We start from the raw sequence: 13,032 nt of genomic DNA on the forward strand, positions 1-13,032 counted from the left end.
AATTAATTACATTTTTATGATAATCATTTCAAAAGTATTTTTAAATTTATATTATTACTCATTTTTTCCATCTTATTTAAATTTAATAAATTTTAATTTTTAAATTTTTAGGCAAAAATTTATATTGTTATTCTCATTAGGAAAATATGAACTTGAATGAGGCAGAGAGTATTAAAAGAACAAAAACTGGTCTAAAAAGAGGAATAAATACACATGATGCAATCATGTTCGGCGTTGGCGGGGCGGTTGGCTCCGGCATTTTATTTGCGGCAGCAGGCGGTACAGGTTATGCTGGCCCCGCTGTCATTATTTCATGGATATTAACAGCAGTATTTATAGTTCTGGTAACCCTGCCATTTGCCGAATATTCTGCAATGTTTCCAAGGTCCGGAATCAGTGCCAGGATTGCCTATTATTCATATGGGTCATATGGTGGTTTTATTTCCGGATGGGCCCTTTTTATATGGGCAGTTACCATTCCTGCAATAGAGGCAGTGGCAGTGTCTGAATATGCTGCATTTTATGTTCCGCAGCTGTATAATTCGACCACGGGCCTTTTAACCGGATATGGAATACTCTTATCAATACTTTTAATGATTGGCTTTTTATTTTTAAATCTTAAGAGCATAGCACATTTCGCGAAGTTCAATAAGGTCTGGACATGGGTTAAAATAGCCGTGGTTATTGCATTTGTAATAATACTTCCATTATTCATCTTCCATCCATCCAATTTTGTATCTCCAAGCTTCGCACCATCCATTGGCGGTATTTTCATAGCAATACCCGCATCTGGAATACTCTTTTCATTTGGTGGTTACAGGCAGGTAGCAGATATGGCAGGTGAGGTTAAGAATCCAGCAAAAAACATGCCAAAGATTATAGGTCTTGTTCTGTTAATTCAGAGCCTGCTTTACATTGCCATGGCTGTTGTAATAGTTGGAACCGTAAACTGGAAGGGATTTAACAAGCCTATCGGTGACTGGGCCTATATTGCAGGTAGATCATCACCGCTGGTTGATATAATGCATGGTAATTTAAGCTTTGTAAGTCCTCAGGTTGCTGCACTTTTAGGCGTAATGATTGTGATATTCTTTATCTTTGCAATTATTTCCCCAGGAGGCACACTTGGTGTTTATCTTACCGGTGCAAGCAGAATAATTTTCGGCTTCTCAGAGGAAAATGCAATTCCGAAAATCTTTAGAAAAACTACAAAAAGTGGAGCACCTGTATATGCTCTTGTTTTATCAGTCATTCTGGGGATTATATTTTTGGTTCCACTACCATCATGGTATGAACTTGTCGATTTCGTGGTTGTTGCCGCAGTTGCAAATTTTGCAATTGCATCAATATCATTGCCTGTGCTGAGAAAATTATACCCGGATGTTGAGAGGCCATTTAAAATTCCTTACCCAATGCTCTGGTCATTTTCCGCATTCATCATTGCAACATACCTTATTTACTGGGCAACATATCCAACAACATTATACGCACTTGGCGCAACCCTTGCAGGATCCATAATATTTATTTACCAGGCACATTTAAAGAAATACTCAAATCTTCATCTAAAAAACTCACTATGGATACCATTATACTTAATTGGTTTAATACTATTGTCAAGATACGGTGGTACACCCACGGGAGGAACAAATTTAATACCATATCCATTTGACTATTTGGTTCTGTTCTTTTATGCAATTATATTCTTTTTTATAGGACTAAAATCGGCACCTAAGGATAAAATCATGGAAAGTACAGCACTTGAGGATTAATCCTCAAAAATTTTATTTTATTATAAGAATAAGTATATAAGGAAACTAAGTATATACAATGGAGTGTTTAAATTGTCAAAATTTGAAAATATGAATATTAATAAAGAGATTAAAAGGGCACTAAATGATATGAATTTTATAAATCCCACAGAAATTCAGGATATGGCCATACCACATATAATGTCTGGAGGGGATGTAATTATAAGGTCAAAAACCGGATCTGGAAAGACCGGTGCTTACTTAATTCCAGTGTTAAATTCCATATCCAGCTTAAAGGGCAGGTATGTAAAGGCCCTTATTGTTCTTCCAACCAGGGAGCTTTCATTGCAGACGGCAAAAGTTTTTGAAAAAATGGGAAAATATACCGGATTAAGATATTCAATAATATATGGAGGGGCCCCATATCAGAGGCAGATAGATTCATTGTACCGTGCAGATATTGTAATAGGCACACCCGGAAGAATAATTGACCTGATAAATAAGGGTTACCTTGATATATCCAGAATTAACCACCTCATTCTTGATGAGGCTGATGAGATGCTTGACATGGGCTTTATAGACGACATTAAAACGATAATAGGATACACAAATGATAGGAGGCAGACAATATTGTTATCGGCCACAATGCCGGAAAAGATTAAAATGCTTTCCAGGCAGTTCATGAAAAACCCGGAAAACATATTTGCTGATGAGGATAGAATACCGGAAACAATAAACCATATTTATACCGTATCCAGAAAATGCAATAAATTTTCAATATTAATGTCATATTTAAATGATTATGGTTCAAAAAAATCCATTATCTTTGTCAAAACACAGAAAATGGGTGAAATAATTAACAGGGCCCTTACGCAGGAGGGTTTTAGAAATATTTTACTTCACGGCGGCATGAAACAGAATTACAGGGAAAGATCAATAAATGAGTTTAGAAAAATGGATTCTGGCATACTTGTTACCACAAATATTGCTGCAAGGGGTCTGGATATACCGGGAATTTCAGATGTTATAAACTTCGATGCACCTGACAATATAGAGACATACACACACAGGGTTGGAAGATCAGGCAGAATGGGTAAAAATGGCCGTGCGATGACAATATTTAATGAGGAGGAAAAATACATGATCCATGAAATTCAGGCAAAAAGCAGCATAAATATGGAGCATATAGAGATCAGGCTAAACGAAAAGTATATAAATTCATCATTTAACAAAATAGTTAATGAAAACATAATAAAAAACCATCACAGAACATCATGGCATGAAAAATCATACAGATACCATGGCAGACGCTGGTAAATATTTATATATAAAATATTTAAAGTTTTAATTTATACTATCATATTTATCATTAATCAAGTATTATAAAATTAAAATAAATCGATTTTTTACCCCATTCCAGCTTATAAAGTTTTTAATTTCGTGTTAAATATAAATATTAGATAATATTAACTGTGCTGAGATAATGTTTCAGTACATAATATTTCCATTCGCCGCACTTGCAGTATGGACTGCATCAAACACAATCATTAAGGGTTTAACATCAAAAATTAATCCCAATATTGTTTCCATGATAATTGTTGGCTCCGGCATTTTACCAATGCTTATTAGTATTATGATGTCCCCCGTGCACTCATTTTCAATTTTTCTTATTGTAATGTCGGTATTTTCAGGAATTTTTTTAGGACTTGGATATATACTATTTTATAAATCTTTAAGGGGCGCAAACCTTGGAAATGCAGCGGTAACAATAAATGTACAGCAAATAGTTGTAATTCTCTTTGGTTTGAGCATTTTGCGTGAAAAATTAACATCATTAATTCTGCCAGGAATTATACTTATAATTTTTGGATCAATACTTGTCACAGTAACAAGGGGATTTAAGGTCGATAAGGTATTATTAATAGCTGCTGCTGCAAATATAATTTGGGGAATTTATTATATTCCATTAACGTTTGCAATAGCATCGGTGCACTCATCTCCGGTGCCACTCCTCCTTTCAAGAATTATAGGCTTTTTCTCTGTTTTCATCATATTTAATATAAGGCAAATAATTAATGGCATCAAAATGAAAATTTCTAAAAATAATATTAGAACAGACCACATTGCATTCATGATTATTTTAATATCAATAATAGCAGGCATACTTGATGGTTCAGGTAATGTATTATATGCATTTTCCATTCAATATGGCATACTGGTTATAGCCGGTGCCATTATAGCAATGCTTCCTGTATCCCTTGCATTATCAGGCCGGATTGTTTATCACGAAAAGCTAAGGCTGAGACAGTACACTGGAATTGCTTTATCCGTTCTTGGTGCAATTATTATAGTAATTTAGATCTTTAAATAATATTTTAGTTATAATATATAAAAAAACGAAATACGACAAAATATTTATAAATTATATACATATGATATACATGGCTGATAAAATTATCTTTGTAATAGAAACAGGAAGGGAGAACATGGCAAAACTCATGGCCAACATAGGTATGGCAACAAAGATGAAGGAATATGAAAAAAATATGAAGATAGAAATGATATTTTTGACCCCTGCAGTTTCAGTCTTAAATAAGGACCAGGCATTGTACAGGCCCATACTGGATACTGTGTGGAAGGCAAAAAATACCGGAATTAAAATTATTGCATGTGAGACTGCAATGTCCAACGTCGGGCTTACAAGGGAAAAAATACCTGACAACCTTGTTGATGAATTTGCCCCAATAGGTGGGATATATGTTTTAAATAAAATAAAGGAGGATTACGAGACATTCTGGATTTAATATTTCCTCAATATTTTTAATTTAAATTTATTGTAATAATATACTGTAAACACAATAAATTAAAAGATTTAAATAACACACCAAAAAATTTTAATTTTTTGGTATAATATGTAGTTATATTTTATTATTTGCATAATATGTTTATTATCAATAAATAATTATAACAGATATCTATGTCATACTATGTGGGACTACGCCAATAAAGTTTTCGAGCCATTTCCAGCTGAGAAAAAGATAATTCAGAAGATGATAAGCATAGGCCTCAGCATCAGGGAGCTAGACGACGAGATTAAAATTTTCTGTGATGAAATTGAAATTAAGCCGAATTCAATTGCTAGGGCCTATAATGTTGACAGGCGCGTTGTAATAAATACCTTAAAAAGAATAAAAGAAAATAAGGAATTGTATGATTTCTTTACAAATTTAAAACCTGTTGCCGATTTTTCCGATTCAGGTTCAAAAATGGGTTTTGGCGTCATAGAGATAATACCTGATAATGCGGCAAAACCAGGAATTATTTCTGGGGTAATTTCTGTTATTTCAAAATATAATATAAGCATAAGGCAGGTTATTACCGATGACCCTGATTTGATTGAGAACCCAAAGGCCGTTGTTGTTACATCAACACAGCTATCAGGTGATATTATAAGAGAAATAAAAAAGGTTGATGGTGTTAAGGGGGTTACAGTCCTATGAAATTATCAAGATTATTTCCATAAATTAAATTCATTAAAGTATTTATTTTGTTGTTAACATCATTAAATGTGTCGCCAAAGACATTTATATGCCCCATCTTTCTTTTTATCCGTATTTCTTCCTTATGATACCAGTATATATTTGTACCGCCCATTCCAAGTATTTTTTTTATTTTATCATCAATGGATGTACCAATAATGTTTAATATGCCTGATGGCCTGAAAAGCACCGGCTTCTGAATGGGAAGGCCAGCCACTGCAAGTATATGTTCCTCGAACTGTGATATTGATGAACCTAAAAGTGTATGATGCCCGGTATTATGTACCCTTGGTGCGTATTCATTTATTAATATTTCATTGCCCGTTACATAGAATTCTATACCCATAACACCAATATAGCCAAGTTTATCCATAAGTTTTTTTGCCATTTCAGGCATTTTATTATTACCATCCAATGGGGCTATATTATAAATAAGAATGCCGTTTTTATTGTAATTGAAGGATGGATCAAAAAACTGAAAATTTCCATTGCTGCCCCTAACCGCTATTATTGACGCCTCATAATCGTAATTTATAAATTTTTCCACAACAAATGGTCCAGAGTCCTGGCATTTTAAACTATCTGTATTTTCATTGATAAAATACTGCCCCTTGCCATCATATCCACCACGGCAGGTTTTTATTACAGCCCTGCCCATCCTCTTTGCCGCCCTGAATGCAGATTCAAAATCCTCGTGGTATTCATACTGTGCAATTGGGAAACCGTTTTTTTGCAAAAAATCCTTTTCTAGAGATCTATCCCTTTTTAACTCAACTGTTTTTATATCTGGTCTTAATTTTCCTGATGAACTTGCATATTCAAGAGTTTTCTCATCAACATGTTCAAATTCAAATGTTATATAATCACAGGAATCAACGAACGTTTTATACTTATCCGTTGTAAAAAATTTATCTGCTATGTATCCGGCAGGGCCCTTTTCTCTGTCTATAACATAAAACTTAAAAGGATATCTCTTCATGGTAATTATCATCATGTATCCAAGCTGGCCTGAACCTATTATTCCAATAATCATAATTTCTCACCAAGAACCTTATTTTTTTGATCCACCATGAATTTTTCCAGAAACATTTTTAATTTATCATATTTTATTGATAATATTCTAACAGCAAGCAGGGCCGCATTTTTTGAATTTCCTATTGCCACCGTCGCAACAGGAACACCTGACGGCATCTGTACTATTGATAAAAGAGAATCAAGTCCATTTAGATTCCTTGATGGTACTGGCACGCCAATTACGGGCAATGTTGTCATGGATGCTACCATACCGGGAAGATGTGCCGCCCCGCCGGCCCCTGCTATGATAACCTCTATGCCATTATTTATTGCATTCTTTGCATATTCAAGCATAAATTCTGGTGTTCTATGGGCCGATACAATTTTATATTCAACCTCTATACCAAAAAATTTTAGGGTTTCAATGGCATCCTTCATTGTTTCAAAATCTGAGCTGCTGCCCATGATAACTGCTACCTTCATAAAACATAATATAATAATATTTAATAAAATTAATTTAGCAATAAAAATAATTTTTATTTAACGATGACGCTGGCGCTCATATTAAATACTCCTGCTGTGGAGCTGCTTAAATGTATATTATCTGTTAGGTTAAACTCCATTATTGCAGTTGTGGTTCCGGCATGTGAAACTGAAAGTGTGTTAATTACCAGTGCGAAGGAATGGGCAAGCTTCAATGTTATATTATTCCCAAGTATATCTATGGTTACCTTACTAATGTATATTTTTATCATATTAAATGTTCCAGAATGAACTGTTATGTTTGAAAGGAAGGTTGCATTTGATAAAACCACATCAAATATGTTTACAGTTTTATCATGGCAGTGAATAATTGTACCAGCCTGTGCTGTTTGATGATGCCTTATCATAATGAAGTGCTATTGCAGAGAATGTTATGTAAACGCCTGTTGCACCGGATAGGGATATCCCGGAATCAGCAGCCTCCAACCTCAATGTGCCATGAGTTTCATAATCGTATCCATAATATGCTATCCCGCCTATTACAATAATTATAATTGCAACAGCAATTATCTTTTTCAAATTCATGCATTTATAACGAAAATTTTCTATATAAATATAACTGATGGATAATCTCATTTAATATCATGTTTTAAATTTAAAACTTTACTCAGGATTTTCTTATTGCTATTACAAAAATTTTCAAACTGCAATTGCTTAAAAAAGAAAATGGAAAATATCTAATATGAATTTTTGAATACCATTATATGAAAATTCTTGTAACCGGCCATAGAGGTTTTATTGGTGGTCATATATATAATTATTTAAAATCAAATAATTATGAAGTATACGGCTATGACCTTGGAGATAAATTAGAGGATGTTAAATATTATTATATAATACATATGGCTGCAAGAGGTTTAATAAGGCTATCAACAAAATTTCCATATGAATATTATAAGGATGGCCTTGATCTAACCATTAAGTTTCTGGAACTGGCCAGAAAAAATAATTCAAAGTTTATCTTTCCATCATCAGGTTCAATTCAGAATCCCACAAATCCATACTCCCTCGGAAAAAAGAATGCTGTTGAATGGATAAAATTATATGGTAAATTATATAATATGGATTATTATGTTTTAAAATTTTATAATATATATGGTGAGAATGCAAAAAAGGGTGCTGTGTATTTATTTACAAAAGCCGCTTTGAATGGTGAGACTGCAACTGTTTATGGTGATGGCACACATATAAGGGATTACCTGTATGTTGGTGATGTTGTTAAACTTATATATGATATAATAAACAATAAAATTGTACCTGGTGAATATGATGTTGGTTCAGGGACTGGAACATCAGTTAATGATTTAATTAAATTAATTGAGTGGGTTACCAATAGGCACATAGAATATGTTAAAAAAGACTATATTGTGGATGAGGCTGATAATCTTGTTGCCGGAAATACTGTTATTAAAGACCCTCTGCCATTGAGTAATGGAATAGAAAAAGTAATGAAATGCATTGAAAGTAGTAAATTATAATATTTTTTGTTATGGTGATATCCAGAATAATTATTATTCAGGGCCATAGTAAGGATTATTTACAAAATAATTCAATAAATTTATAAATTTGATTGTCATTATCTAGCATGGATAATATTAAAAAACTGATACCTTACTGGTTCTTTGTGTTTACAATTGGTTTCGGCTGGTTTATTATCTCACCGGTGGTTCCCGAGCTCAGCAAATTGCTATCCACCAATCTTTCCGGAATATTGCTGGTGCTGTCTGCATATGGATACACAATGGCTATTATAGGCCTCATAGCCGGAATTCTATCTGCAAAATTTACTGTTAAGTCTGCCCTTTATCTGGCAGTAATATTTTCAGTGATAGGCTTACTGGCAAGGGCATTTTCAAACAATTACATGGAATTTCTAATTTTCTCATTAATGGCGGCAACAGCATATCCATTTTCACTTGCGCCTGTTGGAAGTATTGCGGAATCAATGGATCCTGTTAAGTCAGCAACCATAGCAGGCCTAAGCATAGGATTTCTATTCTTAGGCATGTCAGCCGGGTCATTAATTGGTCCGTACATATTTATAGCACTTGGGATCAGGGGAATTTTATTGCTCCCTGCAGTGCTTGCCATAATTGCATCAGCCATTTTAATTCCAGTGCTTAAAAGCTATCCGGCCAGATACAGGGGGAAATCGTTGAAAGGTTCTTTTAAGATAGGCATGTTAAAAAACTGGTATGTTGGATTATCCATGGCATCAATATCAATTCTATTTGGAGGAATAGCATCAACAGTTCTTGGATTTCATTTCAGTGCATTAACAGCACTTAAATTATCAGGCCTTCTTAGTGGTTTGGAATTTTTGGGATCTGCAATAGGCGCTCTTTTACTACCATATATTTTTGAAAAATATAAAATGTTAAGGACAGGCACAGTTGCCTCCGGTTCAATGTCTTTTATATTTGGTATGGTACTTCTTATTTCAATGGTTTATACAAACATTGAATACCTAATAATCGCCTCATTTTTTATCTTTGGCTTCTTTGGAAATGCCTTCTGGGTGCTCGCACTGAACTCAATAATGAACTACGTGGATGATCCGGCAAGGGCCGGGTTTGCAACATCAATGTACAGTGTGGCCACAAATGTTGGTGTTGCCATAATACCAGTTTTTGTCGGTGCGGAATTTTCAAATACAAAAACAGTGCTGTACGGCATTGTGCCTGCAATAGTAATTGTGCTTCTGGCCTTTGCCGTATCTCCATTCCTTGCATCATCTGGAATGAAAGGCAAAAATATAACAGAGGAGGAAACAGCCTGAAGATAATTTTTTAGATTTAAATTACAGGACAATTTTATAATAATTTAAAAAATTTTTTAATTCATAGGTTTTTATTAAAAATGTATGCCATTTTAATACTTTTAAACTCATGGAATTGCTATTCTTGAAACTGCAAGCGCAAGTAATGTTCCATAAATTGCTGTGACCACATAAAGCACTGATAATGAATATTTTATTAATGCCCTTGATTTTTGTGAGTCAAATCTGTCATATAATATACCGCGCACACCATTAAGTCCATGATATAAAACTATGTATGTAAAAACAATATAAAAGGCAAGCCAGTAACCATTATGAAGATTCTCCAGAACCGCGGTAAAAAATCTTATTGGGTGCCCGAAGTCTATATTTGCCAGATACAGGTGAATTCCCAGGAAGAATATTAAAAATACGCCTGTAATTACCTGCAGGAGCCATCCCAGCGGGCCGAGCCCTTTTAACCCATTTGAATTTTTATTATTCATCTAATGACCTCCCAAGAATAAATACGCATAGTATAAAAACAAAACAAGAAGGACCATGGATATGGATTCATACGCATAAAAAAATAGCTTATGGTGTTTAAGGCCTATGCCAAACTCATTTAATGCAAGCCTTATTCCATTTGCACCATGGTAAAATATTACAAGGGCCAGAAGCATATCCATTACTATGAATATATCAAAGGGGCCGTATGTGATATTCTGCACAAGTGAGTTGTAGGTTGTCCTACCATCAAGCAGGCTTGACAGGAATATCAGGTGCATGTATAAATAAATAACTATGACAAGGCCGGAAAACCTCTGGAATGCAAAGGCAAAATATCCTGTCCCCTTATCCTTAATATTAAACCATCCCGCTATGCCTGTTTTATTCATTTCTTACCACCCATTATATTTTTTAATTCATATTTTAATCCCTGCACCCTCAATTTCTGTATTGCAAATGATGGCCTGACATCCTTGGGGCAGGCCTCAGTGCATTCACCGGCAAAATGGCATCTTGATGTGCCATCATCACTGTTCGCTATATCTATTCTATACATTATTCCCTGATCACGGTTGTCAATATTGTATCTGAATAAGGCCGTTAATGGTGCCGGTCCTAGATAATTTTCATCGGTGCCAACAACAGGGCATGCCGCCATGCATAATCCACATTTAATGCACTGTGCATACCCCTTAAATTCATTGAACTGCTCTGGTGTTTGGGGTATTTCAGCACTGTAATTTCCATCATCATCCCTTATAATGTAGGGTTTTACCTTTTTGTATTTATCAAAGAATGGGTCAAAATCTACTACAAGATCCTTAATTACATTATAATGTGGCAGTGGACTAATTTTTATAATATCTGAGTGAAGGCTTGCAAGCTGTGTGGAACATGCCATTCTGGGCCTTCCATTAATTTCCATGCCACAGCTTCCACATATTTCCATTCTGCATGAATACCTGAATGACAGTGTTTGGTCTATATTCTCTTTTATATAAAGCAGGGCCTCAAGAACAGTGGAAGCCTTATCCGCCGGGACATTATAATTATCGTAATATTCATCTCCGTGTTCATTCCTTCTTTTAACCATTAGTTTATACATTTTAAACACCTCAGTAAACCCTCGGGGCAGGCTTCCATTTAGTAATTGTTACAGGTATGTAATAAAATTCAGGGCCATTTACTGTATATCTTGCCATTGTATGCTTAAGGAAATTTGTATCATCACGTTCTGGAAAATCTATACGGTAGTGGGCCCCACGTGATTCCTTTCTTAACAATGCACCCTTTGTTATAATCTCTGAAAGGTCAAGCATAAATCCGACCTCAAGTGCCCATTGAAGTTCTATGTTAAATGTCATTGATTTATCCTCCACTGATATGCCCTCGTACCTTGATTTAAGCTGTTTAATCCCCTTAAGGGCCGTTAAAAGCCCATTTTCGTCCCTGAAAACACCCACATATCTGTCCATTAAAGCCCTCAAATCTTCCCTGATTGCAGCAACATTTTCACCGCTGTTTCTTTTTAGTATTGCATCATATATCCTGTTTTCCTCATCCAAAACCTTGTTCATGTTTATATCCGGAATATTCCCTGACATTGCAAATTCAGCCGCCCTCTTTCCAGCAACATTGCCAAATGCAAGGCATTCATTGGTGGAGTTCGAACCGAGCCTGTTGCCGCCGTGGATGCTTACAGCAGCATTCTCGCCTGCACTGAATATTCCTGGAACCGTTGTCTCGGTATTAACATTAACATGTATCCCACCCATTGTGTAATGCGTTGCCGGCCTTACAGGTATTGGTTCATTTGCCGGATCTATATTATTGAATTTTCTTGCTATATCCGTAATCATTGGTAGTCTTTCCTCAAGCTTATCTGCTATGCCGGTTAAATCCAGGTTAACATACTCAATATCTCCATATTTACCCTTAATTCCATTGCCCTTCTGCAGCTCCCACATTATGGCCCTGGATACAATATCCCTTGGCGCCATATCCTTCTTTGATGGGGCGTATTTTTCCATGAACCTCTCGCCCTTATTATTTACAAGAAATCCCCCATCTGCCCTGGCACCCTCGGTTATAAGTATTCCCGATGGAACAAGGCCTGTGGGATGGAACTGTATGAATTCCATATCCTTCAGGCGCAGGCCTGCGCGGTAGGCTATTGCATCACCATCACCGGTGACAAAATGTGCATAGGTGCTAAATTTATACAATCTTCCGGCACCACCGGCTGCAAAAATAAGGGATTTGGCCTGAAACGCCAGAAACTCTCCAGTTTTTATGTTTATTACTGTTAGGGCGTTAAACCTATTGTTATCAATAATAAGCGAGGTAACAAAATACTCATTATAAAAATGTATATTATCATATTTCAATGCCCTTGAAAAAAGGGTCTGCATCACATGGAATCCGGTTTTATCGGCTGCAAATGTTGCCCTTGGAAAGCTAAGCCCTCCAAAATCTCTTTGGGATATTGTTCCATCAGGATTCCTTGACCATGGGCACCCCCAGTGATCTGTTGTATATATCTGTTCCGGCACCAATCTTACAAATGTTTCAACTGCATCCTGGTCTGCAAGGTAATCACTGCCCTTAATTGTGTCATATGCATGAAGGTCAAAATTATCCTTTGGGTTTAGCACAGCACTGGTACCACCCTCTGCAGAAACCGAATGGGACCTAATGGGGTAAAGCTTGGATATAAGTCCAACACTAATTTTACTGTCATATTCTGCAGCTGATATGGCTGCCCTAAGTCCTGCCATACCACCTCCTATAATAATTATATCCTCCTTTATTACCTCCAATTTATCACTTCATGCTTAAATGCATTCAATTTATAAAAATATTATTGGCTGTTTTAAAGGTTTTATAAAAGTATATTAAAACATTTTATTTAAAACATAAA

General features: G+C 35.4%; 15 protein-coding genes. 7 read left to right on the top strand and 8 right to left on the bottom strand.

Annotated features, from left to right (window positions below; translation table 11 throughout):
* Positions 1 to 146: 146 nt before the first annotated feature.
* The 5 genes from AOG54_RS05385 to AOG54_RS05405 all read left to right on the top strand — a co-directional run bounded on the left by AOG54_RS05385 (position 147) and on the right by AOG54_RS05405 (position 5,248).
* Positions 147 to 1,769: an APC family permease gene (locus AOG54_RS05385; protein WP_055032511.1), complete on the top strand. Its 1,623-nt coding sequence runs from the start codon at positions 147 to 149 to the stop codon at positions 1,767 to 1,769.
* A 72-nt stretch (positions 1,770 to 1,841) separates the two neighbouring features.
* Positions 1,842 to 3,065 carry a DEAD/DEAH box helicase gene (locus AOG54_RS05390; protein ID WP_156150352.1) on the top strand — a complete coding sequence of 408 codons (1,224 nt, stop codon included), beginning with the start codon at positions 1,842 to 1,844 and terminating at the stop codon, positions 3,063 to 3,065.
* Positions 3,066 to 3,231: 166 nt separating this feature from the next.
* The gene (locus AOG54_RS05395; RefSeq protein WP_048102389.1) at positions 3,232 to 4,107 is read left to right on the top strand and encodes an EamA family transporter; all 876 of its coding nucleotides are present in this window, start codon (positions 3,232 to 3,234) and stop codon (positions 4,105 to 4,107) included.
* Positions 4,108 to 4,189: 82 nt separating this feature from the next.
* The gene (locus AOG54_RS05400; protein WP_055032513.1) at positions 4,190 to 4,552 is read left to right on the top strand and encodes a DsrE family protein; all 363 of its coding nucleotides are present in this window, start codon (positions 4,190 to 4,192) and stop codon (positions 4,550 to 4,552) included.
* A gap of 183 nt (positions 4,553 to 4,735) precedes the next feature.
* On the top strand, positions 4,736 to 5,248 hold the full coding sequence (locus tag AOG54_RS05405; protein WP_048102385.1) for a hypothetical protein: 513 nt from the start codon (positions 4,736 to 4,738) through the stop codon (positions 5,246 to 5,248).
* On the opposite strand, the gene AOG54_RS05410 is transcribed toward AOG54_RS05405, so the two are convergent.
* Genes AOG54_RS05410 through AOG54_RS05425 form a run of 4 tightly spaced genes read right to left on the bottom strand, consistent with a single transcriptional unit; the run spans position 5,235 to position 7,369 of the window.
* Positions 5,235 to 6,320 (bottom strand): 5-(carboxyamino)imidazole ribonucleotide synthase, encoded by a 1,086-nt coding sequence (locus AOG54_RS05410; protein ID WP_055032514.1) that lies wholly within the window; start codon positions 6,318 to 6,320, stop codon positions 5,235 to 5,237. The genes AOG54_RS05405 and AOG54_RS05410 overlap by 14 nt on opposite strands.
* Positions 6,317 to 6,784 (bottom strand): 5-(carboxyamino)imidazole ribonucleotide mutase, encoded by a 468-nt coding sequence (gene purE / locus AOG54_RS05415; protein WP_054963833.1) that lies wholly within the window; start codon positions 6,782 to 6,784, stop codon positions 6,317 to 6,319. Before purE ends, AOG54_RS05410 begins: the two co-directional genes overlap by 4 nt.
* A 53-nt stretch (positions 6,785 to 6,837) precedes the next feature.
* Complete coding sequence (locus AOG54_RS05420; RefSeq protein ID WP_156324219.1) at positions 6,838 to 7,191, bottom strand: DUF4382 domain-containing protein; 354 nt, start codon at positions 7,189 to 7,191, stop codon at positions 6,838 to 6,840.
* Entirely contained in the window at positions 7,139 to 7,369 is a 231-nt protein-coding gene (locus AOG54_RS05425; protein WP_055032516.1) for a hypothetical protein, read from the bottom strand. Before AOG54_RS05425 ends, AOG54_RS05420 begins: the two co-directional genes overlap by 53 nt.
* A gap of 179 nt (positions 7,370 to 7,548) precedes the next feature.
* On the opposite strand from AOG54_RS05425, the gene AOG54_RS05430 reads away from it, so the two are divergent.
* Together AOG54_RS05430 and AOG54_RS05435 are read left to right on the top strand one after the other, a co-directional pair.
* The gene (locus AOG54_RS05430; RefSeq protein ID WP_054963835.1) at positions 7,549 to 8,322 is read left to right on the top strand and encodes an NAD-dependent epimerase/dehydratase family protein; all 774 of its coding nucleotides are present in this window, start codon (positions 7,549 to 7,551) and stop codon (positions 8,320 to 8,322) included.
* Between the two features lie 107 nt (positions 8,323 to 8,429).
* A complete protein-coding gene (locus AOG54_RS05435; protein ID WP_048102380.1) occupies positions 8,430 to 9,623 on the top strand; it encodes an MFS transporter in 1,194 nt (397 codons plus the stop codon).
* A 107-nt stretch (positions 9,624 to 9,730) separates the two neighbouring features.
* Here AOG54_RS05435 and AOG54_RS05440 read toward each other — a convergent pair whose 3' ends face one another.
* From AOG54_RS05440 to AOG54_RS05455, 4 genes are read right to left on the bottom strand one after another with little or no spacing between them, the layout of a single operon-like run.
* Positions 9,731 to 10,108: a succinate dehydrogenase gene (locus tag AOG54_RS05440; protein WP_048102379.1), complete on the bottom strand. Its 378-nt coding sequence runs from the start codon at positions 10,106 to 10,108 to the stop codon at positions 9,731 to 9,733.
* Positions 10,109 to 10,501 carry a succinate dehydrogenase gene (locus AOG54_RS05445; RefSeq protein WP_048102378.1) on the bottom strand — a complete coding sequence of 131 codons (393 nt, stop codon included), beginning with the start codon at positions 10,499 to 10,501 and terminating at the stop codon, positions 10,109 to 10,111.
* Positions 10,498 to 11,217, bottom strand: a complete 720-nt coding sequence (locus tag AOG54_RS05450; protein ID WP_048102533.1) for a succinate dehydrogenase iron-sulfur subunit — start codon at positions 11,215 to 11,217, stop codon at positions 10,498 to 10,500. Before AOG54_RS05450 ends, AOG54_RS05445 begins: the two co-directional genes overlap by 4 nt.
* Positions 11,218 to 11,227: 10 nt before the next feature.
* On the bottom strand, positions 11,228 to 12,931 hold the full coding sequence (locus AOG54_RS05455; protein ID WP_048102377.1) for a succinate dehydrogenase/fumarate reductase flavoprotein subunit: 1,704 nt from the start codon (positions 12,929 to 12,931) through the stop codon (positions 11,228 to 11,230).
* Between the last annotated feature and the right edge of the window lie 101 nt (positions 12,932 to 13,032).

Origin of the sequence: Acidiplasma aeolicum (assembly GCF_001402945.1) — an archaeon.
Taxonomy (GTDB): Archaea; Thermoplasmatota; Thermoplasmata; order Thermoplasmatales; family Thermoplasmataceae; genus Acidiplasma; species Acidiplasma aeolicum.

Coding starts and splice junctions, on each gene's coding strand:
- AOG54_RS05385 (WP_055032511.1), top strand. CDS start 147: ATGAACTTGAATGAGGCAGAGAGTATTAAAAGAACAAAAACTGGTCTA.
- AOG54_RS05395 (WP_048102389.1), top strand. CDS start 3,232: ATGTTTCAGTACATAATATTTCCATTCGCCGCACTTGCAGTATGGACT.
- AOG54_RS05400 (WP_055032513.1), top strand. CDS start 4,190: ATGGCTGATAAAATTATCTTTGTAATAGAAACAGGAAGGGAGAACATG.
- AOG54_RS05405 (WP_048102385.1), top strand. CDS start 4,736: ATGTGGGACTACGCCAATAAAGTTTTCGAGCCATTTCCAGCTGAGAAA.
- AOG54_RS05410 (WP_055032514.1), bottom strand. CDS start 6,320: ATGATTATTGGAATAATAGGTTCAGGCCAGCTTGGATACATGATGATA.
- purE (WP_054963833.1), bottom strand. CDS start 6,784: ATGAAGGTAGCAGTTATCATGGGCAGCAGCTCAGATTTTGAAACAATG.
- AOG54_RS05420 (WP_156324219.1), bottom strand. CDS start 7,191: ATGATAAGGCATCATCAAACAGCACAGGCTGGTACAATTATTCACTGC.
- AOG54_RS05425 (WP_055032516.1), bottom strand. CDS start 7,369: ATGAATTTGAAAAAGATAATTGCTGTTGCAATTATAATTATTGTAATA.
- AOG54_RS05430 (WP_054963835.1), top strand. CDS start 7,549: ATGAAAATTCTTGTAACCGGCCATAGAGGTTTTATTGGTGGTCATATA.
- AOG54_RS05435 (WP_048102380.1), top strand. CDS start 8,430: ATGGATAATATTAAAAAACTGATACCTTACTGGTTCTTTGTGTTTACA.
- AOG54_RS05440 (WP_048102379.1), bottom strand. CDS start 10,108: ATGAATAATAAAAATTCAAATGGGTTAAAAGGGCTCGGCCCGCTGGGA.
- AOG54_RS05445 (WP_048102378.1), bottom strand. CDS start 10,501: ATGAATAAAACAGGCATAGCGGGATGGTTTAATATTAAGGATAAGGGG.
- AOG54_RS05450 (WP_048102533.1), bottom strand. CDS start 11,217: ATGTATAAACTAATGGTTAAAAGAAGGAATGAACACGGAGATGAATAT.